Source organism: Streptomyces anthophorae (assembly GCF_049310305.1).
Lineage (GTDB): Bacteria > Actinomycetota > Actinomycetes > Streptomycetales > Streptomycetaceae > Streptomyces.
In genome coordinates, this window is record NZ_JBLWQQ010000001.1 from 7,595,379 (window position 1) to 7,620,298 (window position 24,920).

The following is a 24,920-nucleotide window of genomic DNA, read 5'->3' on the forward strand; positions in this document are numbered from 1 at the left end:
GCCGATTCACCTGATCCAGCCGAACACTCAGGGACGAACATGACAGCCACCCCGACAGCGACCGTGGTGATCGTGCCCGGACTACGGGACCACGTCGCAGACCACTGGCAGACCCACCTAGCCGAACACTTCGACGCCGTGCGCACCGTGCCCCCGCTCGAACACGACGGGCTCAGCCGGGCCGCCCGCGTCGCCGCGCTCGACGAGGTGCTCGCCCCGGTCGCGGGCCCCGTCGTACTCGTCGCGCACAGCGCAGGGGTCCTCACCACCGTGCACTGGGCCCGAAATCCGACGCGGCAGATCCACGGTGCTCTTCTTGCCACCCCCGCGGACCTGGAACGACCGCTGCCCGAGGGGTATCCCTCCGTGCGGGAACTGGAGCGCGGAGGGTGGCTGCCGATACCGCGCCGCCGACTGCCCTTCCCGAGCATCCTCGGCATCAGCAGCAACGACCCGCTCGCCGACCGCCGCCACGTCGCCGGCCTGGCGGAGGTGTGGGGCAGTCGCCCGGTCGACCTCGGGCCGGTCGGTCACCTCAACCCTGCGTCGGGGTACGGGTATTGGCCGCGTGCGGAGGAGCTGGTGCGACAACTGCTCGGCAGCCGGCAGACGGAGAGGGCGGTCTCGTGACCCAGGTCTGCGCAACAGCGGCCGAGGCTGTCGCCGACATCCCGGACGGAGCCTCACTCAGCGTCGGTGGCTTCGGCCTCTGCGGCGTCCCTGACGCCCTGATCGCGGCCGTCGCCGCCGGGCCGGCCACGAGGCTCCACGTCATCTCCAACAACTGCGGTACGGACGGCCGCGGGCTCGGGCAACTGCTGCGGCGAAGGCGAGTCCGGCGGGTGACAGCCTCGTACGTCGGCGAGAACGCCGAGTTCGCCCGGCAGTACCTGGCGGGGGAGTTGGAGGTCGAGCTGACTCCCCAGGGCACCCTGGCGGAGAAGCTCCGCGCCGGCGGAGCGGGTATCCCCGCCTTCTTCACCCCGGCAGGGGTCGGCACCCCGGTCTCCGACGGAGGGCTGCCGTGGCGCTACGACGCGGACGGCTCGGTGGCGGTGGCCTCCCCGCCCAAGGAGACACGCGAGTACGGAGGACGGCGCCACGTCCTCGAGGAGTCGATCACCGCCGACTTCGCCCTCGTGCACGCTCTGATCGGGGACACCGAGGGGAACCTGCTGTTCGACAAGGCCGCCCGGAACTTCAACCCGCTCGCGGCGATGGCCGGGCGGGTGTGCGTCGCTCAGGTCGAACAGCTGGTGCGGCCCGGCGAGTTGGACCCCGGGCAGGTACATCTGCCCGGGATCTTCGTCGACCGGATCGTCCACACGGGTCTCCAGGACAAGCAGATCGAGAAGCGCACGGTGACCGCGGCGAAGGAGAACGGCGCATGAGCGCGACAACGGCTGCGCCGGAGAACGTGGCACCCGGCAGGACGCAGGGCTGGACCCGGGACCAGATGGCGGCCAGGGCTGCCTCCGAACTCGTAGCCGGCGAGTACGTCAACCTCGGCATCGGCCTGCCGACACTCATCCCCGACCATCTGCCGCCGGGCCTCGGCATCGTCCTGCACAGCGAGAACGGGATCCTGGGCACGGGCGCCTACCCCGACGAGGACTCCGTGGACGCGGACCTGATCAATGCGGGCAAGGAGACGGTGACCGTCAATCCGGGCGCCGCCTTCTTCGACTCCGCGCTGTCGTTCGCGATGATCCGCGGCGGCCACATCGACACCGCGGTCCTCGGCGGCATGCAGGTCTCCGCGTCCGGGGACCTGGCGAACTGGATGGTGCCCGGTGCGATGGTCAAGGGGATGGGCGGAGCCATGGACCTCGTCCACGGCGCTCGCCGGGTGATCGTGCTCATGGAACACACCAGCAGGTCCGGGGCGCCGAAGATCGTGCGCCGGTGCACCCTGCCGCTGACCGGGCAGGGCGTGGTCCATCGGATCATCACCGACCTCGCCGTCATCGACGTCACCCGACAGGGGCTCGTGCTACGTGAATGCGCGCCCGGGGTGAGCGAGGACACCGTACGTGCGGCCACCGACGCTCCGCTGGCACGATCGAAGGCGAGTTCCTGATGTTGAACCTGTCCGTCCTCCTGGAGGACTCCGCCCGGCGTCACCCCCGCCGCGTGGCGCTCGTGGCCGGTGACCGTCGGCTCGACTACGCCGAGGTCGAGGCCCGGGCCTCCCAGGTCGCTCACCTCCTGGTGGCGCGCGGCGTCAGGCCGGGGGACCGGGTGGCCCTCTCCTGCCCGAACCTGCCCGAGTTCCCGATCGTCTACTACGGCATCCTCAAGGCCGGCGCGGTGGTCGTACCGCTGAACATCCTGCTCAAACCCCGCGAGATCGCCTACCACTTGGCGGACTCCGGAGCCGTGCTGTACTTCTGCCACGAGGGCACGCCGGACCTGCCGATGGGGGAGTACGGGCGGGAGGGCTTCGAGAGGACCGCCGGTTGCCGGCAGATGCTGCCGATCACCGAAGGCATGCTTCACGACAGGCCCGAGACCTTCGAGTCCGTGACCCGCGAGCCCACCGACACGGCAGTGATCCTGTACACCAGCGGCACCACCGGACAGCCCAAGGGCGCCGAGCTGTCGCACGCCAACATGGTGTTCAACGCCCTGACGGCCACCCGGCTCTTCGGCAGTACTCCGGCCCGGCCCGACACCCATCTCCTCGCCCTTCCGCTGTTCCACTCCTTCGGACAGACCGTGAGCATGAACGCGGGCCTGTCCGTCGGCGCCACGCTGGTCCTGATGCCGCGCTTCGAACCACAGGCGGCGCTACGGCTGATGTGCGAGGAGTGCGTGACCGCGTTCGCCGGTGTGCCCACCATGTACTGGGGGCTGCTCGGCGCGCTCGACCGCGACACCGACGGCGTCGACGACCTCGCCCGCACCCTCCGCCTGGCCATCTCCGGGGGTTCCGCGCTGCCCGTGGAGATCCACACACGGTTCGCCGAGCGGTTCGGCATCCGGATCCGCGAGGGCTACGGCCTCTCGGAAACCTCTCCACTGGCCCTGTTCACGGACCCGGAGGGCGAACCGCGACCCGGTTCGATCGGAGTGCCCGTCTGGGGCGTCGAGGCTCGGCTCGTCGACCAGCACGGCGAGACGGTCACCGGCGACGGGCAGGTCGGCGAGCTCGTACTGCGTGGACACAACGTCATGAGGGGTTACCACAACCGCCCCGAGGAGACCGCCCGCGCCCTGAGCGACGGGTGGCTTCGCACCGGTGATCTCGCACGCGTCGACGAGGACGGCCACTACTACGTCGTCGACCGCGCGAAGGACCTGATCATCCGAGGCGGGTACAACGTGTACCCACGCGAGATCGAGGAGGTCCTGATGAGCCATCCCGATGTGTCCCTTGCATCGGTCATCGGCGTCCCGGACGCGCGTAACGGCGAGGAGGTCAAAGCCTTCGTCATCCCTGAACCGACGGCTCGGATCACCGAGACGGAGCTGATCGCCTGGTGCAAGGAGCAGATGGCGGGTTACAAGTACCCGAGGACCGTCGTCTTCAGCACCTCGCTGCCGATGACCGCCACGGGAAAGATCCTCAAACGGGAACTGTCCGGCAGCGCCGGAGCCGGAGCATGACCGAAGCCGCCGATGCCGGCACCCCGTTCATCGACCGCATGCGCGAGCGCGGCGAGTGGAACCCGCTGTGGGACGGACTGGCCCAGTTGGACCCGCAATGGACCGACGACTATCTGCGGACGGTCACTCAACCGTGGCGCAGTGGGGTCCTCCCGCCGAAGGTGATCGAGCTGCTCTGTATCGCCGTGGACGCGGCCTGCACCCACATGTACGGGCCCGGGGTGCGCCGTCACATCCGAGCCGCCCTAGATCTCGGCGTCACCGCCGAGGAGATCCTCGAAGTCCTCAAGCTTGCTTCCGTGGTGGGCATTCACTCCTGCAACGTCGGCGCTCCGATCCTGATGGAAGAGCTCGACGCGAGGGAAAGGGGAGCTGCTTCCCCGTGAACGAGGTTATGCAGACCCGCAGTCCGCAAACCGTCCCGCATGGCGCTCGACCGGACGACAGCCGGACCTCTCATCAGCGTCTCCGACGGTACTTCTCGGGCCTGGAGGCCAGTGGTGCTCCTGCAGGCCCGTGAGACTGCGTGCTCCCGAAGGGAACGGAGTTTCGCGGATATCAACAGGGACAATCCGAGGCGGCGGGTGCGGTTGTCGTTCCTGGGGTGACGAGGTGCCGACCGCAGGAGTGAAGTCCGGCCGGGCCGAGCGGCACCGGTGAGGCTGCCGTGCCACCGGTTGCCCGGCAGCACGGCGAGTGGTCAGCCATAGGCGCTGTAGGAGCCGCAGGCCCGGCTCCTACAGGCCGAGCTCGGCGGTGAACTCGCCGGCCTCGAGGATCTGCTTGACCGTGGTCAGGTAGCGGGCGGCGTCCGCGCCGTCCACCAGACGGTGGTCGTAGGAGAGCGTCACGTAGGTCATGTCACGCACCGCGATGGAGTCGCCGAGCTCCGGGTCGGAGATGACGACCGGGCGCTTGACGGTGGCGCCGATGCCCAGGATGGCGACCTGGTTCGGCGGGACGATGACGGTGTCGAAGAGGGCGCCGCGCGATCCCGTGTTGGAGATCGTGAAGGTCGCGCCGGAGAGGTCGTCCGGGGCGATCTTGTTGGTGCGGACCTTGTCGGCCAGCTCGGCGGTCTTCTTGGCGATGCCCGCGATGTTGAGGTCACCGGCGCCCTTGATGACCGGGGTCATCAGGCCCTTCTCCGAGTCGACGGCGATGCCGACGTTCTCGGAGTCGAAGTAGGTGATGGTGCCCTCGTCGTAGTTCAGGCGCGCGTTGATGACCGGGTGGGCCTTCAGCGCCTGGACGGCGGCCTTGACGAAGAACGGCATGGGGGAGAGCTTGACGCCCTCGCGGGCGGCGAAGCCGTTCTTGGCCTGGTTGCGCAGCTTCATCAGCTTGGTGATGTCGACCTCGATGACCGAGGACAGCTGGGCCTGCTCCTGGAGCGCCTTGTGCATGTTGTCCGCGATGGCCTTGCGGATGCGGGGCAGCTTGACCGTCTGGCCGCGCAGCGGCGAGGTCTCCAGGGTCGGCGCGGCCTTCGCGGCGGCCGGGGCAGCGGCGGCGGCCGGAGCCTGGGCCTTGGCGGCCTCGGCGGCGGCGGTGACGTCCTGCTTGCGGATGCGGCCGCCGACGCCGGTGCCCTTGACCGTGGACAGGTCGACGCCGTGCTCGGAGGCGAGCTTGCGCACCAGCGGGGTCACGTAGGCGCCCTCGTCGGCCGGGGTGACCGGCGCGGGGGCCGCAGGGGCGGCCGGAACCGGGGTGGGCTCGGGAGCTTGGGCCGGGGCAGCGGCCGGGGCGGCCGGGGCCGGGGTTTCGGCGGCGGCCGGGGCGGCGCCCGGGGCGCCGATGACGGCGAGCTTGGCGCCGACCTCGGCGGTCTCGTCCTCGCCCACGACGACCTCGAGCAGCACGCCCGCGACCGGGGAGGGGATCTCGGTGTCGACCTTGTCCGTGGAGACCTCGAGCAGCGGCTCGTCCTCCGCGACCTCCTCGCCGACCTCCTTGAGCCAGCGGGTGACGGTGCCCTCGGTGACCGACTCGCCCAGCGCGGGCAGCACGACAGTTTCGGACACGTGAGTCACTCCTTCCCCGCCAGCCCGTAGCGCTCGGCGGCGCGTTGGACCAGTTCGGGCTTGATGTCGCCGCGGTCGGCGAGCGTGCGCAGTACGTGGACGACGACGGACTCGGCGTCGACACCGAAGTGGCGGCGCGCGTTGGCCCGGTTGTCGGAGAGGCCGAAGCCGTCGGTGCCGAGGGAGGACCACTGCTGAGTCACCCAGGGGGAGATCTGGTCGGGCACCGCGCGCATCCAGTCGGAGACGGCGATCACCGGACCGAGGGCGTCGGCGAGGGCCGATGTGACGTAAGGGGTGCGGCCCGCCTCCTCGGCCTCCATCGCGTCGCGGCGCAGCAGGGTCCAGGACGGTGCCGACCAGACGTCGGCGGCGACGTTCCAGTCCTCGGACAGCAGTTCCTGCGCCTTCAGGATCCAGTGGATCGCCGTGCCGGAGGCGAGGAGTTGGACGTGCGGCGAGTCGGCAGCGGGGCGTGCGGCGGGCCGGTAGCGGTACAGGCCGCGCAGAATGCCCTCCTCGACACCCGCGTCCTTTGGCATCGGCGGCTGGAGCTTCGACTCGTTGTAGACGGTGAGGTAGTAGAAGACGTCCTCGGCGTTCTCCCCGTACATGCGGCGCAGACCGTCCCGGACGATGACCCCGACCTCGTAGGCGAAGGCCGGATCGTAGGGCAGGCAGGCCGGGTTGGTGGAGGCAATGAGGTGCGAGTGGCCGTCGGCGTGCTGGAGGCCTTCGCCGGTCATGGTGGTGCGTCCGGCGGTGGCGCCGACGACGAAGCCGCGGCCCAACTGGTCGGCGAGCGCCCAGAACTGATCGGCCGTCCGCTGCCAGCCGAACATCGAGTAGAAGATGTAGAAGGGGATGACCGGCTCGCCGTGGGTCGCGTACGAGGTCGCGGCGGCCGTGAAGGAGGCCAGTGAACCGGCCTCCGTGATGCCCTCGTTGAGGATCTGGCCGCTCGTCGACTCCTTGTAGTAGAGGAGTTGGTCGCGGTCCACGGGCTCGTACGTCTGGCCCTTGGGGGAGTAGATCCCGGCGGAGGGGAACAGGGACTCCATGCCGAAGGTGCGGGCCTCGTCGGGTACGACGGGCACCCAGCGCGGGCCGGTCTCCTTCTCCCGCATCAGGTCCTTGACCAGCCGGACGAACGCCATCGTCGTGGCGATCTCCTGGCTGCCCGAGCCCCTGGCCAGCATGTCGAACGGCTTGGCGGCCGGGGCCGGCAGCGGGCGGGGCGCGACGCGGCGCGCGGGCGCCGGGCCACCGAGTGTGCGGCGGCGCTCCCGGAGGTAGGCGACTTCCTCGGAGTCGGCGCCGGGGTGGACGTAGGGGACGAGGTCCTCGCCGAGCTTCGAGTCGGGGATGGGCAGCTCCAACAGGTCGCGCATGGCGCGGAATTCCTTGCCGGAGAGCTTCTTCATCTGGTGGTTGGCGTTGCGCGACTCGAAGCCGGGGCCGAGCGTCCAGCCCTTCACCGTCTGGACGAGCACGACGGTGGGCGCGCCCTGGTGGTCGACGGCCGCGCGGTACGCGGCGTGGATCTTGCGGGGTTCGTGGCCACCGCGCGAGGTGCCGACGATCCGGGCGAGATCCTCGTCGGAGTACTGGCGGGCGAGCGAGGCGAGCGGTCCTGCGAACAGCCGCTCGCGGATGTACGCGCCGTCGCGCGCGGCGAAGGTCTGCAACTGCCCGTCGGGCAGGGTGTCGAGGGCGTCGAGGAGCAGTCCGTCGGTGTCCGTGGCGAGCAGGCCGTCCCACTCCACGCCCCACGGCACCTTGACCACGTTCCAGCCGGCGGCCCGGAACTGCGCCTCCAGCTCCTGCATGATCTTGAAGTTGCCGCGTACGGGCCCGTCCAGGCGCTGCAAGTTGCAGTTGATGACGAAGGTGAGGTTGTCGAGCTCCTCGCGCGCGGCGAGATTCAGTGCGGCCGTCGACTCCGGCTCGTCCATCTCGCCGTCGCCGAGGAACGCCCACACGTGACTGTGCGAGGTGTCCTTGATGCCGCGATGGTGCAGATACCGGTTGAAGCGGGCCTGGTAGATGGCCGAGAGCGGACCGAGCCCCATGGAAACGGTCGGGAACTCCCACAGCCACGGCAGCCGGCGCGGGTGCGGATAGGACGGCAGTCCACCCCCGCCCGCCTCCATCCGGAACCGGTCCAACTCGGCCTCGGTGAGCCGCCCTTCGAGGAACGCCCGGGCGTAGACGCCGGGCGACGCGTGCCCCTGGACGTAGAGCTGGTCGCCGCTGCCGTCGGCGTCCTTGCCCTTGAAGAAGTGCTGGAAGCCGACCTCGTAGAGCCACGCGGCGGAGGCGTAGGTGGCCATGTGGCCGCCGAGGCCGCCGCGTTCGTTGCCGCGGGTGACCATGACCGCGGCGTTCCACCGGTTCCACGCGGTGATCCGCGACTCCATCGACTCGTCGCCCGGGTAGGCCGGTTCGGAGTCCGTGGGGATCGAATTCACGTAGGGCGTGGACAGCGGCGGCGGCAGCGGGACGCCCGCCTGCCGCGCATGGTCCACGATCCGTCGCAGCAGGCGACCGGTGCGCTGCGGGCCGACGGTGCCCACCGCGCCGTCCACGGAGGCCAGCCACTCGGCCACTTCTTGGGGGTCGGGCTCGGGGAGCTGGTCCAGCTGGTGTTGCGGTGACATGGGGGTTGCCCTTCTGTGACGCTGACCGGCCTGGCGCCGGGTGAACGGCGCCGGCCGGCGACGACAGGAGCGCCCGTGATGACGGGCGGCCGACCGCCGCACGGTCGACGTGGCATCGACCGGATGCGGCAGCCCCCTGGCGGCCGGCTCTGTGGGTGGAGCCGGCCGACTACTGCCAACGAGCCTCTCGCGTGTTTCGCTATGCGGAAGATCGATTTCTCATTGAGGAATCTATGCGGCGTCAGTTCGCAGGGTCAACGACTACTGGCCAGTAATTTTCAATGATCGATCATTTTTGGACGGCAGGTACCGGTTCCTCCGCCGACTTGGCGGCGGCCCGCAGGATCGGCTCCCACGCCCCCGGATCGTCGCTGGTGACCTCCGGGAATCCCGTCCCGTACGCCCCGTGCCAGGTGGCCTCGACGCCGGGATTGGCCCAGTCCGAACCGTCGGACAGGAAGACGTGCGGGCTGCATCGGACCTTGTTGCGGCGCGCGCACTCGAAGTCGAGCGTCACGAGGCGGCGGGCCCGGCCCTCGTCCAGGCCCCGCGTGATCAGCTCCGCGTCGATGCCGGAGGTCTCCCGGGCGATGGCGATGATCTCGGAGCGGGCCCCGATGGGGCGGCTGTGCGCCCAGAACGCCCGGCGGATCGCCAGGTCGAGGTCCTCGGCGGCGGTCGGCCCCTGCTCCTTGGCCAATTGCACGGCCTCCAGGGCGAAGAGCGAGGTCGAAGGGAACTTCCAGTCCGGTGCCCGCCACATCTGCCAGCCGGCGTCGGGCTCGATGCGGGCGATCCCGCCCACCTCGGAGTCCGTCCCGCGGCGCGGGCTCGGTCCGTCGTTGAAGAGCTCCAGAGGGAAGGCCCGGTGGTCGATCCGGACGCGGTCCGCCAGTCCGAGCCGCTCGCGCGTGCTGTGCAGACGGTGCACCCCGACGTGGGCGAACGAGCACCAGATGTCGGAGAAGACGGTCACGGTGCCGGCCGCCGTGGTCGTCCGGGGATCGGCGAGACGGTCCGTGTACCCGGTGGGCCGCGGGTCGTTGGGCTGGTCGGGCATCAGGCGCTCCTCAACTGGTTGGCGTATCCCATGACATGAAGCTCCATCAGGCGGCCGAGCCCGGTGTCGCCTCGGCGCAGCCCCTCGACGAGCTCCTCGTGGTCCTCCGCGTTGTCGTGCAGCTCCGTGCGCAGCCAGCGCAGGGACAGCCGGGTCCAGGCCTCCACGCCCAGCCAGTCCCAGTGCCGGATCAGGACGGGATTTCCGCAGGCGTGCACGATGGCGCGGTGAAAGGCCACGCCGTGCAGCGCCTGCTGGTCGGCGTCGTCTCCCGCGGCCGCGCGCCGCATGGCCAGCAGGTGCCGCTCGAGTGCGTTGACGTTCCGGGCGAGCCGGGGGGCCGCGAGCATCACGGCTCTGCGCTCCAGGGACGCACGGACCAGATAGACGTCGCGGAGCTGGTCCAGGGTGAGCTCGCGCACCCGGACCCCCTTGTTCGGCGAGGAGGTGACCAGCTCCATGGTCTCGAGTTCGCGCAGCGCCTCGCGCACCGGCGCCTGGCTGACGCCCAACTCCTGTGCCACACGCCGCTCGACGATGCGCTCCCCGGGTTCCCAGCGGCCCGCCACCAGGCCTTCGAGGATGAACCGGCGCACCTGTTCGTGCAGGGGGACACGCGCGAGAGGCGAGCCGCGCCCCGGTGGTCCGGTCGGTAGTGAGACGGACAAGTCAACTCTCCTTTTTCCCGAGACGTTTGAGCAATGATCGATCATCAAGTACCGTACTCGACACGACGAACCGCGTCTGCCGGCACTTCTCCACTGCCGTGCGTACGTGCCGGGTGTGGGCCCGGACTCGCGATCGGTCGGTTTCTCGCCAGCGCCCCGAGGCGCTCCAGTCATCTCATTCGCCCTGCCGGAACGGCTTCTGCGGCCTCCTCCACGAGGTCCTCCGCAGCGGCCCGCCCGGCCTTGCCCAGGGAGCATCATGACCGAGCAACTGCTCGACCTCACGCAGCACGAGATCCTCGCCCTGCAGACGCGGCACAACCTCGCGGACGCCCACACGCATCAGGAGCAGTCCAGGAGCCAGCGCGACATCGTGTCGGATCTTCCGCAGCTCTGGTACGAGGCGGAACGATCACGCCAGATCGACCTGGAGAACAAATTCAAGGAGGCGTTCTTCCGCCTCCATGGACAGGACAGCGTCCGCGCGGACACGACGATGCTCTCGTACGCGGCCTCCATCTCCACGCTCGTGGCCGGCATGTACCTCAGCAGGAACGACATATCCATCTCGCTGATCGAGCCGTGCTTCGACAATCTCCCCGACGTCCTCAAGAACGTCGGCGTCCACCCCGAGCCGGTCCCCGAGAGCGTCCTGCACGACGCGGACCGCATCTATGACGAGCTCGCGCGCCACGTCGAGACCGATGCGCTGTTCCTCGTCGACCCGAACAACCCGACCGGGTTCACCCTTCTCCAGCACGGGCGCAGGGGCTTCGAGGAGGTCGTCCGCTACTGCGTCGACCACGACAAGCTGTTCATCGTCGATCTCTGCTTCGCCGCCTTCGCCCTGGCCGACCCGCGCTTCGGCCGGTTCGACCTCTACAAGCTGCTCGACGAGTCCGGGGTCCGCTACATCGCGCTCGAGGACACCGGCAAGACGTGGCCGTTGCAGGACGCCAAGTGCGCCATGCTCACCTGTAGTCCCGACCTCTACGAAGAGGTCTACAACATCCACACCAGCGTGCTCCTGGACGTCTCACCGTTCATCCTGAACTTCCTGACCCGCTACGTCGAGGACTCCATCGACGACAACATGGAGTCCGTCCGCACGGTCATCACGACCAACCGTGAGTGCGCGCAGAAGACGTTGCACGGAAGCCTGCTCGAACACATCGAGCCGGTGGTCAACGTCAGTGTCGCCTGGTTCCGCATCACGGACGACCGCGTGACGGCGAGCGATCTGCAGCGCGAGCTCTCCCGGCACGAGGTGTACGTGTTGCCGGGCACCTACTTCTTCTGGAACACCCCGCAGGACGGTGAGCGCTTCGTCCGTATGGCTCTGGCCCGCGATCCCGAGGAGTTCAGGGACGCCGTGGTGACGCTGCGCGAGGCGGTGGACTCCCTTGCCGGCTGACCTGTCCGTCGAGACGTACATCGACGCTTCCCTGTTCATGGGGATGCACGCCATCGACCCGGACATCCGTCGGGACTGCGCCTCGTTCTTCGCGCGACATCTGCGTGACCGCGTGTGGATGACGTATGAGGAGGTCGGCCGCTGCGACGACGTCGTCTGGGCCCTGCCCCGCGCCGTACAGGACGCCTACTACCCCTTCATGGATGTCCTCCACAGCACCATGCCGATCAAGCGGGTGCCGTACACGGAGGGCGCGTGGAAGACCGCTTCGGATCTTCCGGGAGCAGTGGGCCTGTCGCTCAGGGAGCGCCTGCTCCTGGCCACCGTTGTCGACTCCGGCGGTCAACTGGTCACCGTGAACCCCCGGTTGCTGGCACTGGCCGGTGACGACCGGGCCGTCGCCGCCCCCGGCACGGAGCGGGCCGGGGCGTTCCCGGAACCGCTCGCCGGTCTCTACCGCACCTCTCACACGATGGAGCTCGATCATGCCCGAGTCTGAGACACCCTCGGCGGCCGCCGGGAACCTGGACCGCCTGCGTTCGCTCCAGGGCGTGATCGTGCCCCTCGTCACTCCCGTGGACGACAACGGCAAGGTGGACGAGGCCGGCGTCGCCCGTCTGCTGGACGGCTTGCACGGAACCGTGTCCGGTTTCATGCCGGCCCTGAGCTCCGGCGAGGGGTGGAAACTGTCGCTCGCGCAGTGGATGGACATGGTCCGCTACACGGTGCGGCATGCCCGTGGCCTTCCCGTCCTGGCGGGCGCGGAGCTGGGCTACGCCCCTCTGATCGCGGGCCGCAGCGAACTCGCGGCCTCGCTCGGTGCCGATGCCGTCGTCGTGCCCCCGCCCTTCGGGGATTCCGCGGGCACCAACCTCGGCTTCGTCGAGCACGTCCGCGCGATCGCACGCGACGCCGACCTCCCGATCTTCCTCTACTGCGAGAACGCCGTATCGGACTGGCCTCTGGACGCCGATGTCCTGGCACGCGCATGTGCCGTGCCGAGCGTGGTCGGGGTCAAGGAGTCCAGCAGCGACGAGGAGTTCACCCGCCAGGTGCTGGCGCGCGGCATCGAGGTGCCCGTGTTCCAAGGCTGGGAGCACCTCATGACCAAGGTGCCGGGCACCGCCGGATTCATCGGGTCCCTGGCGAACCTGGAGCCCGGAGCCTGCCGTGACGCGCTGGCCGATCCCACTCCGGCCCGGCAACAGGGCATCGACGACCTCAGTGAGCGCTATCGACTCGACGCGGACGACTGGTACGTGCACATCAAGAAGGAGCTCGCCGCGCGTGGCGTCATCAGCACCGACCGGCCCGTCGACTGACCTCGCAGCATTCGTACCGTAGGAGGCACCCATGACCGCGATGACGCGGACCGAGCACGAACTGAGCCCGGGAGCGCGACTGTTCGCGCTCAACCGGTCCATTCCGACGCCCGACGAGCTGCGTGAACTCATCGCTCTCGAAGACGAGCAGATAGCCCGGCGTGCGGCCCGCATCGAGGCGTCGGCCCCGCCCATGGCAGGGCGGGCCGACCTGATGCGCCTCATCAAGGAACGTCTGACCGAGGAGGAGGCGGATCCGCCCGCGTGCGAACGCGTCCTCGCCGAGGACCTCACCCGCAACCAGTTCCGGGAGGTCGTCGCGCAGTTCGCGGTGGACGGGCTCACCGAGTCCGAGTCGTTCCTCCCGATCGTCTGGCGGCTGCCCCGACGCGCCAAGATGGCGATCTTCCGGGTGCTCGTCGACGAGTTCGGCTGCGGGAACCTCGACCAGGCCCACTTCAACATCTACTGGGAACTCACCAGGGAGCTGGGCCTCTCGCAGGACGAACGGGACTACCTGCACACCACGAACTCCGAGACGTTCGACTACGTCAACATGTTCTTCTGGGCCGCGACGCGGGCCCCGCGTCCGGAGTACTTCCTCGGCTGCCTGTGCTACCTGGAATGCAGCATTCTGTACGCCTTCACATGCTTCGCCGACGCCGCGTCGCGGCTCGGTCTTGAGGGCGCCCGCTACTACACCGAGCACCTGCACATCGACAACTTCCACGCGCGTGAACTGCACAACGCGATCCGCGAGTTCGACGCGGAGGCCGATCTGCAACCCGCCAAGGTCTGGACCGGCTTCATGCTCGCGAGCGAGATCCTCGGTGAGGCGACAGAAGCGGCCATCGTGTCGGCGCAGAAGGTGGCCCCGTGAAGCGTTCGCCGGACGTCGGCATCGAGCAGATCAGCGAGGACACCCTACGAGTGACCGTGGGGGACAGGACGTACGAGGTGGAGGCCCACTGCCCGCATCGGCGGGGCCACCTCGCGCACGGGTACGTCAATGCGAGGGCACTGCGCATCACCTGCCCACTGCACCACTCCAGCTACAGCCTCGAAACGGGCGACCCCAAGGGGGGACCCAGTGGGCGGGCGCTGTGCGTCCGCAGGATCGACGAGGCGGCTGAGTAGCGGCTCGTCCCGGCTCGGGCCGCACGCAAGGGGAGGGGGAAGAGTACGGAGGCGCAGAGCCCCCGCTTCCCCCGCCCCCGCTTCGTGCCGCGTCCCGTCTTCTCGTTAGCCTGGCGTCTCCGACCAGCAATTACGGCGTGGGCTCGCCACTCGGTGCTGCCGTGCGCCTGTCGAGAGGAGACCCGTCAGTGAAGTTCGGGATCAATGTGCTCAATTACGGGCCCGGCACCACCCCCGCGTCCATGGAGGACTGGGTTCTCCGTGCCGAGGGGCTTGGGTTCCACCTGGCGATGATCTCGGACCACGTGACGCTCCCGCAGGAGGCCCTGCCGGTCTTCCCGCCGCCGTTCTACGACCCGTTCACCACGCTCGCCTACCTTGCGGGCCGCACCACGACCATCGAGCTGGGCACCACGGTCATCGTCCTCCCGTACCGGCACCCTTTGCAGACGGCCCGGGTCGCGGCGAACATCGACCAGATGACGAACGGCCGGTTCGTGTTCGGCGTGGGCGTCGGCTGGTCGGAGCAGGAATTCAAGGCGCTGGGCGTCGACTTCGCCGCCCGCGGCAGGATCAGCGACGAGTACCTGGAGTCCATCAAGGACCACTGGACCAAGCCGCTGATCTCCTTCCACGGCGAGCACCTGGACTACACGGACATCACCACCGGGCCCGCTCCGGTACGTGACCCGCATCCGCCGGTCTGGGTCGGCGGGCTCAACGGCCCCGCCATGCGGCGGGCCGCGCGCTTCGGCGACGCCTGGCACCCGTTCGGTCTCGGCCCGGCCGAGATCCGGGAGCGGCTGCCCAAGCTCAGGGCCGCCGCCGAGGAGGCCGGGCGTCCGACGCCCGCCCTCGCGCCGCGCATCCCGCTGCACATCACCGAGAAGCCGGTTCCGGAGGAGGGGCGGCTCACCGGACACGGCACCGTCGCCCAGATCCGGCGCGACCTGGAGGAGCTGGCCGAACTCGGGCCCGACTGGATCGTGCTCGACACCTTCCTCACCTTCTACCTCGGCGCCGTCTCGGCGGACGAGGTGCCCCGCCACGACCCGGCCCAGCTGGAGATCGCGGCCGCGGAGCTCATCGACCTCAAGGGCGAGACCCTGCGCTGACGGGCAGTCAGGCCGGGCCGCCCCGGTCACTGCTTGACCGGGGTGGTGCCGTTCATGGCGAAGTGGGCGGAGCACTGCTCGTCGGAACGGTCGCTCGCGTTCCAGACGCAGATCCACATCGTGTGGCCGACGTCGGAGACGAAGTTCGTCTTCGCGGCGCCCCAGGAGGCGCGGAAGGTGTGAGCGATGCCGTCGCTGCGGTGGAGTTCGGCGCCGCAGCTCTGGTTCAGGGAGGTGTTGAGCACGCCCGCGAGGTCGCCGGAGCCGTTGTCGTCCAGCCAGGCGGAGCAGGTGGCGTTGTTGCCGACCCAGGAGGTGTCCGCCTCGGATCCCTCGACCTGCGCCGGGTCGTCGCCGCCGTTGATGCCGTCGATGGGCCGCGACGTGACGCGGGTGGCGGCCGGTGGGGACGCGGTGGTCGCGGCCGGGCGGGAGGGCGAACGCGCGCTGGACGTGCTCGGCGGAGCGGTCGTGTCCCGGCCGGCCGGGGCGGTCGGGGTCGGGCGCCCGGACTCGGCGGTGGGTGAGGCCGAGCGGCTCGGGCTCGCGGAGGGCGTCCGCGTCGCCCCGGCCACGGGCTTGCGGTCGGACGGACGCGCGGCGTCGTCCCGCGGGGAAGCGGACGGAAGGAGTACGAACGCCGCGACGGCGCCGAGGGCGAGCACCGCGGCCGCCGGGAACAGAAGCCGACGTGCGCGCGGGGGACGGGGCGAGGCGGTGGACGGGGGAGCGGTCTCGGGCGTCGGATCCACTGCCTGGTCCGGCGGCGGGACGGTGTCCAGCTTGCCGACCGGCGTCGCGGCGAAGGCACGTCGCGAGGTGATGCGTGACATGACCTCGGAAGGCCAGGCGGGAGGGGGAACCGGCAGGTGCGCGCGGGCCGCCTCCGCCACCTCGCCGGCCGTGGGGCGCGCTTCGGGGCCGGTCGCGAGACAGGAGCCGATGACGGCGGCGAGGCCGACGTCCACGGCGCGCAGTGGCTCCACGTCGGGGACCACACCGGGCGTACGGCCCGACGCCGCGTAGAGCACGAGCGCCCCGAGCGCGTAGACGTCCGCGGGGGCGTCCACGTCCTCGGACCCGGCCTGCTGTTCCGGTGCCGAGAACCCCTGAGTGCCGTAGCTGCCACCGCTCTTGGTGAGCCTCGCCTGGTCCGCGGCGCGCGCGATACCGAAGTCGATCAGCTTCACGCCGTCCCGCACCAGCATGACGTTGCCGGGTTTGATGTCACGGTGCACGATCTCGGACGCGTGCACGGCCGACAGGTGAGCGGCCGCCTCGGCCAGCAGCAGCCACAGCGCGTCGGCGGGCAGCGGGCCGCGCAGCCGGACCGCCTCGTCGACGGTGAGTCCTGGCACGTACTCGGTGGCGAACCAGGGGCGTTCGGCGGTGCCGTCGCTCGCCAGCACCCGCGGAGCGACCCCGGCCGGGGCACGGTAGAGGATGCCGACCTCGCGTTCGAAGCGCTCGCTGGAGACCAGCCGTGGCCGGACGCGCTTGACGGCGGCGTAGCCCTTGTCGGACGCCCCGAGGTAGACCTCGCCCATGCCGCCGACGCCGAGCAGGCCGATGATGTTGAAGCTGCCGATGTCCTGCGGATCGTCCGCGCCGAGCGGTTCGGCGATCGCGCCATCCATCATCAACAGGTCCCCCGACCGCTCGCGCTCACGGCGGGCAGGCTATCGATCAAGTCGGGGCAAGGCAAAACGAGTTGGGGGCAAGCGCCCCCTTCTCCATCGTCCACATCTGCGCGGGGACCGGTCCCCGCGGTGCGCTCCTACACTGACGCGAGCCGAGGCGGAGGTATGTGACATGGCGTACGGAAACTTTCCACCCCAGATGCTGCCGCCGGGCAGCCCGGCCGACCGGGTGCCGGCGGCTCCGCCGGGGACGATCTTCGTACTGGGGCCCGAAGGGGGCTATGCCGTGCCGCCGCGCCGGTACACGCTGCTGTTCGGGCGGGACCGCGAGGACGTGCACGTGCCGGTCGGCATCGACGATCCGACCGTCAGCCGGCGCCACGGCGTGTTCACCTGCACGGCCACGGACGGCGACTGGTGGCTGGTCAACACCGGCCATCTGCCGATCGAACTGCCCGACGGGGTGCTGATACTGAACGGCCACAAGCGGCTCATCGAGTCCGGCTACACCCCGCTGGTGATCAACTCGTCCAAGCGGCGTTCCCATCTGGTGGAGGTCCGTGTCGTGGACGAGGACGACCGGAACCCTCGCTCCACGAGCGGCGCGGAGACCGTGGATCCCGAGACGGTCTACGAACTCTCCCCGCAGGAGCGGCTGGTGCTCACCGCGCTCGCTCGGCGCTACCTGGAGGGTCACGACGCCTTCCCGCTCCCGCTGGCCTGGGAGGACACGGCCCGACTCGCCAACTCCTCCCCGTACGTGACCAAGTCCTGGACCCACAAGTCGGTTGCGAACACGGTCGAGGACGTGCGCGAGCGGCTGCACCGCCGTGGCGTGCGCGGGCTGCTGCGCGACGAGGTCGGCGAGCCGGTCGGCTCGACGCTCAGCGTCAACCTGATCAGGGAACTGCTGAAGACGGCGACGCTGAGTGCTCAGGACCTGGAGCTGCTGGCCGACAAGGACTGAGGGTCCGAGCGGATCGCCGCGTACGTGCCCCGGCCGGTCGTCGGCCGGGGCACGTGGCGTCTCTCAGTCTCCCCCCTCGGAAGCTTCCGCCTCGGGTGCGGCGGCGTTGTACGTGACGTGCATGTCGCCGTGCTGGACCGCGAAGGCGGCCGCCTGGTCCTCCGCCGCGTTCCGCTGTTCCTGTGGGGGCCGGGCCTGCTCAGCAGGATGCGTCGTGGTCGTCATGCGGTTGTTGTCGCCGACGATGAAGGTCCCGGAGACGTCCCCGGTGTGGATGTCTCCGTGGGTGGATTTCTCGGACATGGCCCGCCCTTCTTGTTGGTCCGGCACGGTGGATCACGCGCCGCAGTCGGTCTGAAGACTGGACAGCGCCGAGTTGAAGTCCGAGGTCTCACTCGTCGTGTCGATCTCCGAAGCCTCCTCGCCGCCACCGAACGACTCGTACTCGCTCTTGATGTCCTGGGCCGCGGTCAGCATGTCGTTGAGGTCCGATGACACGGAGCTGTCCTGGGCCTGCGCGTCCGCCTCTCGCAACGTGGTCTCGACTTCCTCCAGATCACTGACCACGGCGCCGGTCTCGGACAGGAACATGCTGGTGCTGGGGGGAGTCGACGTGGCACCCGAGTTGTAGGAACTCACCGCCGCGTTGTACGAATCGATCGCGCTGCTCGCGAGGGCGACGTCCGTGTTGAATGTCGAGGATTGCGAGGACAGCTCCGGGAGCACGGTCGCGCACACGGGATCGACACTGGGCGAGGTGGCCTCGTCGGGCACCGTGTCGTCGCTCAGGTCCGGCGTACCGACCGAGCTCGCCCCGACGGCCGGCGACGGGTTCGGCTGGTCGTTCGCGTAGACGATGGCACCCACGCCCAGTACGGCCGCCATGCCGATGGTGCAGGCGACGGCGAGTGCCGACATGCCGCCCTTGGTGCCCGCCGCACCGGCCGCGGCGGTTGCCGAGTGGCCCGTGCCCGTCGCGGACGTGGTGGTCGCGGCGGGCGTCGGGTGGGCGGCGGAGTGCGCCCCCGAGAGGTCGATCCGTGGCGGTGTCGGTGCGGCGGCCGAGTGTGCGGCCGCCGCATGCGTACCGGCCCCGTGGGCGGCGACGTGCGGCTGTGCGGCCTGCGAGGACAGGTCGACCACCGGCCTCGTCACCCCGTGTGCGGTCACGGCCGTGTGCCCGGGAGCCGTGGTGGCGGACGTGGCGGCGGCCGAGTGCGGGACGGCCGCCGCCGTGTGGACCGCGCCGTGCGCGGAGGTGGCCGAGTGGACCGCGTGCGCGGCGGCGGCCGAGTGCGGCAGTGCACCGGTCGATGCCGCGGCGGCCGCGTGCTGGGCCGCCGACTGCGCGTGCAGAACGGTTAGTTCCCGGAACAGCACGCCCGCCTCGAGCGCCAGGGCCGCCGTCATCGCGCCCCGCCCGAGCGCCTTCCGCCGGGTGCGGGCCTCGTGCAGGAAGAACTCCTCGTCCTCCCTGATCCCCGCGCTCCTCGCCGCGGCCCAGCCGACTCCGAGCAGGCTGCCCCACGCGTCGAACTGCCGGGACAGCGCCAGCTTCGGCGAGGCGGCGCGGGCCAGCGCCGAGCCGAGCTGCGCGTGTCCGCTCCGCTCCGCTCGCAGCACCGCGACGTCCAGCGCCTGGAAGTGCACCGCGACATCGTCGGCGGTGGTGTCCCGGGCCTCCACCCACGCGGTGAGCGTCCGGCAGAGCCGATCGGCGGGAAACTCCGTCCGGCGCATGTCCAGCACGCACTCGGCGACATCCGGCGGGCAGCTGTAGCCGGTCTCCGAGGCGAGCAGCAGGCCGTGTCGCACCAGTCCGTCGGCGAGCGCGGCGGCGTCCGTCCGTTCGAGCAGATCGTTGAGATGCCGGGGGGCCAGCTCGGCGCCGGACAGCGAACCGAGCAGACACAGCAGATCGCGCTCCTGCGGCTGGAGCCTGTTCAGCAGCGCGGGGAGCAGTTCGGGTAGTTCGGCGATGCCCGGCAGGCGGCCCTGGCCGGTCGCGGCCGACAGCGCGATGCGCCGCAGCCGGAGCGGATTGCCGTCCACCTGTGCGCACAGTGCGCCGACGATCGGCACCTCGTCGGGCCGTAGCTCGCGGGAGAGCAGTGCCGCCACCAGTTCCGCCGCCGCCGCGGCCGACAGCCCCTTGAGCTGGATCGTGTGCACCGCGTCGACCGCGCACCGCTGCTGGGAGGTGAAGACGAAGGTGGACCGCTCGGCCATGTCGAAGAGCCGGCGCAGCTCTCTCTCGTCGAGCCCCGCGTCGTCCAGGTAGATCCGCAGCCGCAGGGTCTTCAGATGCTCCTTGAGCACTTCCCACGACGGTTTGTAGTTCGGCGCGTCGAAGCTGATGTCGAAGATCGCCTGCGCGATGTCGTCGGCCGTGCGTCCGCCGGCCTCGATGTAGGCGGCGCCGTCCGGGTTCGCCGCGCCTTCCGACAGCCGAGCCGTCGTGCACGCGAGGTGCCGCAGGAGCGCACTCTTGCCGATCCCGGACGCGCCCCAGACCTGCACCAACTGGCGTGCTTCGATGGCCTCCCGCAGCACCTGGACGTCCCGGGACCGGCCGATCAGCGGCTCGGCGGCGGCCCGTGGCAGTTGGGAGATCGACGGGCGCTTGACCGGATCCGGCGGCGTTCCCTCCAGGATGCTCACGGTGTTGTTGTTGCCGATGACCACCGTGCCGGACACATCGCCGGTCCGGATCCCCCCGGAGCCGTCCGGGGCACCGTTGTTCTGTGACATCTGTTTCCCTCGTTCTCTCCCACGCCAGGGATTCGGTACATGGGCAGGCTGACGCCGACCCGTCGTACGAACCCGGTGCTTTTACGTGTTCGGCGAGATCGCCGGTGATCAGTCGGGCGCGGCCGCGGCGGCGATCCGGGCGAGGTGATCCAGGTCGAGGATCGTGATCCTGCGGTAGCCGGTCATGACCGCGCCGGACTCCCGCAGCGCCCGCAGGGCCTTGTGGATGGACGACTCCGCCGCACCGACCAGGGTGGCCATCTCCGGCTGTGAGAGCGGGAGTTGGGCGACGCGCCGGCCGGGAGGCCCGTAGATGACGGCCAGGTGGTGCAGGATCCTGGCCAGGCGTCCGAGCACGTCGCAACCGGTGAAGTCGACGATGCGTCCGGTCGCCGTACGCAGCTTGGCCACCACGCTCGCGCTGAGCGCGAGTCCGATGGCGGGGTGCTGTTCGGCGCACTCCAGCAGTTCGGAACGGAGTATGTAGCGGGCGAGCACCCTGCCGCACGCGGTCACGGTGCCGACGCGCGGCCGGCCGTCGATCCCGGCGAACTCCCCGACCAGGTCCCCGGCCATCCGCACGGCCAGCAGCGCCTCGCGGCCGTCCTGTGCGAGCGCGGTGACCTTGACCATGCCGCCGAGCAGGAGCAGCGCGAAGTCCGAGGTGTCGGCCTCGCGGATGGTGATCTGGCCGGCCGGGTAGGCCACGCCGTGGCCGAGGCCCATGAGGATCGCGCGGTCGGCCTCGTCGACGCGGCCGAGCAGCCCGGCGGGCGGCCAGTAGGCCCCGGACCCGCGCACACGTGTGGCACCCATCGCCCCACCTCTCTTCCTCGTGCGGCCGAAGCGGCACAAGCCGTATTAGTAGCCGTTCTGCTCGGGGACCCCTCCTCTACGGTCTCGTCAATCATCTTGTCCACACCGGACGACCCGGACGCCCCGGACGAGGGCAACTCGACCTGGAGTTGCCCGAGTTCGCTGTGATCGCGGAGGAACAGGGATGCCGAGATACGAGTACCGAGCCTTGCTGGCATGCGACATCGCGAGTTCCGCGGGCCGCGGCGAGCGACGGCTCCAGGAGATCCGCGGCGTGCTGCGTTCCGCGCTGGCCGAGGCCCTGGACGCGGCCGCACTGGACGCACGGGACGTCACCCGCGTCGACACCGGCGACGGCAGCCTGCTCGTCGCCCCGGCCGGACTGCCCAAGGCGAAACTGCTGTACCCGCTGCTCCCGGAGCTGCGGTCACGGCTCCGGGAGCACAACCGCGATGCCGGCGCGGACGCCCGGCTGCGGGTGCGGGCCGCCGTGCACGCGGGGGAGATCCGGTTCGATCCGGACGGCACCGTCTCCGGAGCGCCCTTCGAGGCGCTGGCACGGCTGCTCGACTCGGCCCCGCTCCGGCACGCGACCCTGGCCGGTACCGGCGGCACCCCCCTGGCCGCGATCCTCTCGCAGCACTTCTACGAGGAAACCGTCGGGCACGGCTACGAAGGGCTCGAGGCCGACACCTTCACCGCGGCCGAGGTCCGGGTCAAGGAGTACGCCGCGCGGGCCTGGCTCTGGTATCCGGGCAGCCCGATCGGGCCGCAGGCCGGTTCCGGCCAGGACTCCGGTTCCGGCCGGGCCCCCGGTTCCGGCGAACGGCCCGCGCCGCCCGCGCAGTCCGCCCCGCGGGCCGTGGAGCAACTCGTCCGGGCCACGGGAAACGGCACGGCCTTCGCCGTGCACCGGGGCAACCAGTACATCCGCCACAACGACCGGGGTTGATACGCGCCGATGAACGAGGAACTCACCGTGCTGGCCGCGAGCGGCGCCACCGCTCTTGTCTCCGCCATGGGCACCGACCTCTGGCAGGAGGCGAAGAGGCTGATGAGCAGCGTCCTCGCGCGGGCTCGCGGCAGCCGCCACAACGAGCTGTCCGTCGCGCTCGACCGGCAGTCGACCGCCACGAGGGGAGCGGTCGACGCCGGAGCCGTGGACTACTGGACCGAGGCCCTGGCCCAGCTGCTCGACCGCACTCCGGAGCTCGCCCAGGACGTCATGGCCCTGGCCTCGCTGCGCACTCCAGAAAGGCCGGACACCGTGATCCAGGTCAATTCAGCCACCAACTCGGGTGAGGTGTTCGCGGTGCAGCACGGCACTCAGCACTTCGCCTCAGGACCGCGGTCCCACGACGCCGGGGAACGGCCGTGAGTCGCGGCGACAGCCGGCGGGGCGGCCTCATGGGCGGGCGGTGGCGGGCGGCGCTGTTCGTGGCCGTCGTCATCGGGGCCTTCATCGAGATCAGCACGCCGCATCGCCGGTACGGCCCGCTGGTGGACGTGTTCGCCCTCGCGGCAGTGGGTGTCATCGGCGCGGCGGCCGCGATCGGGTGCGACTCCGCCGCGACCTCGCCGGGGCGGCGGGACCCGCTCGCACCGGAACCCCAGCCCGGCACGGCGCCTCCGATCTGCCGCTACGTCACCGGACCGGCGGCGCCACAGCCTCCGGCCCAGGCCCCGAAACCCCGCCCGTTCCTGCGTGAACGGCCGACCGACCTGGGCGTGCCCCGCTTCGGCGACGGCGCCCGGGCCCAGGGCTACCCCTGGCTGCTGCCGGAGCGCACCGTGCAGAACGGGATCGCTGCCGACGAGGCCACGGTCGGTGCCTTCACCCTCCGCGCGGCCTCCGTCATCGGCCCCGGCCACCGCTGCGCCCAACCCGCGGAGCCGCGCCAGGACTCGTACCGGATCGGGCGGAGCCGGGACAGCCGGCACGCGATCGTGGCGGTGGCCGACGGACTGTCCAGCGCGGCCCGGTCCGACGCCGGAGCCACCACGGCCTCCAGCCAGGCCGTCACCCTGCTGCGCGAGCGGCTCGAGACGGTGGGTTTTGACGGGCTCGACGTCAAGGAGCTGTACGGGCGGATCGCGGACGCGGTCGCCGCGCAGGCGACCGGCCGCGGCGTCGACACCTCGCACCTGGCCACCGTGCTGATCACCGCCGTGCTCGCCGAGCCCGACACGAACGGCGTCGCGCGCGCCTGGGTCGGATGGCTCGGGGACAGTTCGGCCTGGACGCTCGACCCGCGTGACGCGCTGTGGCGGTTCTCCGGCGGTGAGGCCAAGGACCGCGCGGCCGCGGTGGTCTCGAACGAGGTCGCCGGGCGGCTGCCGGACACACCGCAACTGGCCAGGGACGACTACGTCACGCTGGCTCCCGGCGCCGCCCTCGGCCTGGTCACGGACGGGATCGGCGACGCGTGGGCGGACCGCGCGGGCAACATCAACGAGTACTTCGCGAACGCCTGGCGCTCGCCGGTCCCGGCCACCCGGTTCACCGCCGACGTCGGCTTCGACGCACCGCAGTGCCTCGACGACCGCACCGCGGTCGTGATCTGGAACGGTGGCCGGGCATGACAGACCCCTCTCTCGTCGACGGCGCGGACGGCGGAGCCGGCGGCTCGGCGGCAGATCCGCGGGGCTGGCTCCTGCCGCGGACCGTGAGCGTCAGCGATCTCGGCCCGTTGGCCGAACCGATCTCCGAGCACAACGGCCAGGCCGTCGCCGTACGGCCGCTGACGGACCATCCGGGCTGGCTGGCCAAGCTCTACCGCCCTGACCAGCATCCGGAGGACGCCCGCCGGCTCGACCTGCTGATCTCGGGCCCCGGCACGCTGCCGGAGGCGGATCGTGCGCTCCTGTACGCCGGTACGTGCTGGCCCGCGGCCCGCATCGAGGGGCCCGGCAACCCGGCCGTGGGCTGCGTGATCCCGATGGCGCCCGAGCAGTTCCGCGGCGAACTGCGGCGCGGCGGGTTCAGCGAGCGCCGTTTCGTGGAGATCGACTGGCTGGCGAAGTCCGACAAGTCGATCCGGGGCATCGGGCTGCCGGCCCCGGGAGCCGAGGGCAGACTGGCCGCCTGTCGCCAACTGACGCGGCTCGCCGCGATCCTGGAGAACCTTGGCCTGGTCTATTCGGACTGGTCGTTCTCCAACGCCTTCTGGAGCACGTCCCAGCGCTCCGTCTACCTCATCGACGTCGACGGATGCCAGCCCCAGAAGATGCCCGACATCCACCAGCCGAACTGGGCCGACCCGCTCACACCACCGGGCACCGACGCGGACGCGTACACCGACCGCTACCGGCTCGGGCTGCTCGTCGCCAAATGCATGACGGGCCTGCGTGACGCGCACACCTTCCACACCGTCGCCGCGTCCCCCTGGCCGAACCAGCCCGCCGTCTCCGAAGTACTGCTCGACATGCTGTTCGCGACCGACCGCGAGCGACGGCCCTCGGCCGCTCAGCTGAACCAGGCGCTGAACAGCGGCCCCTACGTCAGGGTCGCGCCACGTCCTTCCCGCAGCGCGCTGCCCCCACTGCCCCCGCAGCCGAAACCGCAGCCCACGAAGCCGGCCCCGAAGCCCTCCGCCGCAGCCCAAGAGCCCGTCGAGGAACCCGAGTCGAAGCGCGCCAACACGCCGGACACCACCACCCAGGCCGGCTGGGTTCTCGTCGTCCTCATCGCCCTGGTCCTGCTGTTCATCATCGCCTCCAACCACTGACCCAGA

General features: G+C 70.5%; 24 protein-coding genes. 16 read left to right on the forward strand and 8 right to left on the reverse strand.

The annotated features are described in order from the left end of the window. Window positions 1–39 precede the first annotated feature (39 nt). Genes ACNYS0_RS34550 through ACNYS0_RS34570 form a run of 5 tightly spaced genes read left to right on the forward strand, consistent with a single transcriptional unit; the run spans window position 40 to window position 3,995 of the window. The gene (locus ACNYS0_RS34550; protein WP_422479333.1) at window positions 40–630 is read left to right on the forward strand and encodes an RBBP9/YdeN family alpha/beta hydrolase; all 591 of its coding nucleotides are present in this window, start codon (window positions 40–42) and stop codon (window positions 628–630) included. Next, window positions 627–1,391 carry a CoA transferase subunit A gene (locus tag ACNYS0_RS34555; RefSeq protein ID WP_422479335.1) on the forward strand — a complete coding sequence of 255 codons (765 nt, stop codon included), beginning with the start codon at window positions 627–629 and terminating at the stop codon, window positions 1,389–1,391. The genes ACNYS0_RS34550 and ACNYS0_RS34555 overlap by 4 nt, the downstream gene beginning before the upstream one ends. Continuing rightward, complete coding sequence (locus tag ACNYS0_RS34560) at window positions 1,388–2,080, forward strand: 3-oxoacid CoA-transferase subunit B (protein ID WP_422479337.1); 693 nt, start codon at window positions 1,388–1,390, stop codon at window positions 2,078–2,080. Before ACNYS0_RS34555 ends, ACNYS0_RS34560 begins: the two co-directional genes overlap by 4 nt. Next, on the forward strand, window positions 2,080–3,609 hold the full coding sequence (locus ACNYS0_RS34565) for a long-chain-fatty-acid--CoA ligase (RefSeq protein WP_422479339.1): 1,530 nt from the start codon (window positions 2,080–2,082) through the stop codon (window positions 3,607–3,609). Before ACNYS0_RS34560 ends, ACNYS0_RS34565 begins: the two co-directional genes overlap by 1 nt. Then, window positions 3,606–3,995: a carboxymuconolactone decarboxylase family protein gene (locus ACNYS0_RS34570; RefSeq protein WP_422479341.1), complete on the forward strand. Its 390-nt coding sequence runs from the start codon at window positions 3,606–3,608 to the stop codon at window positions 3,993–3,995. Before ACNYS0_RS34565 ends, ACNYS0_RS34570 begins: the two co-directional genes overlap by 4 nt. 351 nt (window positions 3,996–4,346) lie before the next feature. Here the strand turns inward: ACNYS0_RS34570 and sucB are convergent, their stop codons facing one another. The 4 genes from sucB to ACNYS0_RS34590 form a co-directional block, all read right to left on the reverse strand. Beyond that, entirely contained in the window at window positions 4,347–5,645 is a 1,299-nt protein-coding gene (sucB, locus tag ACNYS0_RS34575) for a 2-oxoglutarate dehydrogenase, E2 component, dihydrolipoamide succinyltransferase (RefSeq protein ID WP_422479343.1), read from the reverse strand. Next, window positions 5,642–8,296 (reverse strand): pyruvate dehydrogenase (acetyl-transferring), homodimeric type, encoded by a 2,655-nt coding sequence (gene aceE, locus ACNYS0_RS34580; protein ID WP_422479345.1) that lies wholly within the window; start codon window positions 8,294–8,296, stop codon window positions 5,642–5,644. Before aceE ends, sucB begins: the two co-directional genes overlap by 4 nt. 289 nt (window positions 8,297–8,585) lie before the next feature. Then, entirely contained in the window at window positions 8,586–9,356 is a 771-nt protein-coding gene (locus ACNYS0_RS34585; RefSeq protein WP_422479347.1) for a DsbA family oxidoreductase, read from the reverse strand. Next, window positions 9,356–10,024 carry a GntR family transcriptional regulator gene (locus tag ACNYS0_RS34590; RefSeq protein ID WP_422479349.1) on the reverse strand — a complete coding sequence of 223 codons (669 nt, stop codon included), beginning with the start codon at window positions 10,022–10,024 and terminating at the stop codon, window positions 9,356–9,358. The genes ACNYS0_RS34585 and ACNYS0_RS34590 overlap by 1 nt, the downstream gene beginning before the upstream one ends. Before the next feature lie 259 nt (window positions 10,025–10,283). Here ACNYS0_RS34590 and ACNYS0_RS34595 point away from each other — a divergent pair, with 259 nt between their 5' ends. The 6 genes from ACNYS0_RS34595 (at window position 10,284) to ACNYS0_RS34620 (ending at window position 15,012) form a co-directional block, all read left to right on the forward strand. Further along, on the forward strand, window positions 10,284–11,438 hold the full coding sequence (locus ACNYS0_RS34595; protein WP_422479351.1) for a pyridoxal phosphate-dependent aminotransferase: 1,155 nt from the start codon (window positions 10,284–10,286) through the stop codon (window positions 11,436–11,438). Beyond that, window positions 11,428–11,937 carry a DUF6190 family protein gene (locus tag ACNYS0_RS34600; protein WP_422479353.1) on the forward strand — a complete coding sequence of 170 codons (510 nt, stop codon included), beginning with the start codon at window positions 11,428–11,430 and terminating at the stop codon, window positions 11,935–11,937. The genes ACNYS0_RS34595 and ACNYS0_RS34600 overlap by 11 nt, the downstream gene beginning before the upstream one ends. Beyond that, complete coding sequence (locus ACNYS0_RS34605; protein WP_422479355.1) at window positions 11,924–12,760, forward strand: dihydrodipicolinate synthase family protein; 837 nt, start codon at window positions 11,924–11,926, stop codon at window positions 12,758–12,760. The genes ACNYS0_RS34600 and ACNYS0_RS34605 overlap by 14 nt, the downstream gene beginning before the upstream one ends. Before the next feature lie 31 nt (window positions 12,761–12,791). Continuing rightward, a complete protein-coding gene (locus ACNYS0_RS34610) occupies window positions 12,792–13,640 on the forward strand; it encodes an iron-containing redox enzyme family protein (protein WP_422479357.1) in 849 nt (282 codons plus the stop codon). Further along, window positions 13,637–13,897, forward strand: a complete 261-nt coding sequence (locus tag ACNYS0_RS34615) for a Rieske (2Fe-2S) protein (RefSeq protein ID WP_422479359.1) — start codon at window positions 13,637–13,639, stop codon at window positions 13,895–13,897. Before ACNYS0_RS34610 ends, ACNYS0_RS34615 begins: the two co-directional genes overlap by 4 nt. A gap of 188 nt (window positions 13,898–14,085) precedes the next feature. Continuing rightward, the gene (locus ACNYS0_RS34620; RefSeq protein ID WP_422479361.1) at window positions 14,086–15,012 is read left to right on the forward strand and encodes an LLM class F420-dependent oxidoreductase; all 927 of its coding nucleotides are present in this window, start codon (window positions 14,086–14,088) and stop codon (window positions 15,010–15,012) included. Between the two features lie 26 nt (window positions 15,013–15,038). Here the strand turns inward: ACNYS0_RS34620 and ACNYS0_RS34625 are convergent, their stop codons facing one another. Then, entirely contained in the window at window positions 15,039–16,652 is a 1,614-nt protein-coding gene (locus tag ACNYS0_RS34625) for a serine/threonine protein kinase (protein ID WP_422479363.1), read from the reverse strand. A gap of 172 nt (window positions 16,653–16,824) precedes the next feature. Between ACNYS0_RS34625 and ACNYS0_RS34630 the strand changes: the two genes are divergently transcribed. Next, window positions 16,825–17,619: an FHA domain-containing protein gene (locus tag ACNYS0_RS34630; RefSeq protein ID WP_422479365.1), complete on the forward strand. Its 795-nt coding sequence runs from the start codon at window positions 16,825–16,827 to the stop codon at window positions 17,617–17,619. 63 nt (window positions 17,620–17,682) lie between these two features. Here ACNYS0_RS34630 and ACNYS0_RS34635 read toward each other — a convergent pair whose 3' ends face one another. The 3 genes from ACNYS0_RS34635 to ACNYS0_RS34645 form a co-directional block, all read right to left on the reverse strand. Further along, entirely contained in the window at window positions 17,683–17,922 is a 240-nt protein-coding gene (locus ACNYS0_RS34635) for a hypothetical protein (protein ID WP_422479367.1), read from the reverse strand. A gap of 33 nt (window positions 17,923–17,955) precedes the next feature. Beyond that, window positions 17,956–20,370: a TniB family NTP-binding protein gene (locus ACNYS0_RS34640; protein WP_422479369.1), complete on the reverse strand. Its 2,415-nt coding sequence runs from the start codon at window positions 20,368–20,370 to the stop codon at window positions 17,956–17,958. Window positions 20,371–20,478: 108 nt separating this feature from the next. Next, window positions 20,479–21,186: a Crp/Fnr family transcriptional regulator gene (locus tag ACNYS0_RS34645; RefSeq protein WP_422479371.1), complete on the reverse strand. Its 708-nt coding sequence runs from the start codon at window positions 21,184–21,186 to the stop codon at window positions 20,479–20,481. Between the two features lie 184 nt (window positions 21,187–21,370). Between ACNYS0_RS34645 and ACNYS0_RS34650 the strand changes: the two genes are divergently transcribed. From ACNYS0_RS34650 to ACNYS0_RS34665, 4 genes are read left to right on the forward strand one after another with little or no spacing between them, the layout of a single operon-like run. Beyond that, window positions 21,371–22,138 (forward strand): hypothetical protein, encoded by a 768-nt coding sequence (locus tag ACNYS0_RS34650; RefSeq protein WP_422479373.1) that lies wholly within the window; start codon window positions 21,371–21,373, stop codon window positions 22,136–22,138. A 9-nt stretch (window positions 22,139–22,147) separates the two neighbouring features. Beyond that, window positions 22,148–22,564 (forward strand): hypothetical protein, encoded by a 417-nt coding sequence (locus ACNYS0_RS34655; RefSeq protein ID WP_422405824.1) that lies wholly within the window; start codon window positions 22,148–22,150, stop codon window positions 22,562–22,564. After that, window positions 22,561–23,769 carry a protein phosphatase 2C domain-containing protein gene (locus ACNYS0_RS34660; protein ID WP_422479375.1) on the forward strand — a complete coding sequence of 403 codons (1,209 nt, stop codon included), beginning with the start codon at window positions 22,561–22,563 and terminating at the stop codon, window positions 23,767–23,769. The genes ACNYS0_RS34655 and ACNYS0_RS34660 overlap by 4 nt, the downstream gene beginning before the upstream one ends. After that, window positions 23,766–24,914, forward strand: a complete 1,149-nt coding sequence (locus tag ACNYS0_RS34665) for a hypothetical protein (protein ID WP_422479376.1) — start codon at window positions 23,766–23,768, stop codon at window positions 24,912–24,914. The genes ACNYS0_RS34660 and ACNYS0_RS34665 overlap by 4 nt, the downstream gene beginning before the upstream one ends. Window positions 24,915–24,920 lie beyond the last annotated feature (6 nt).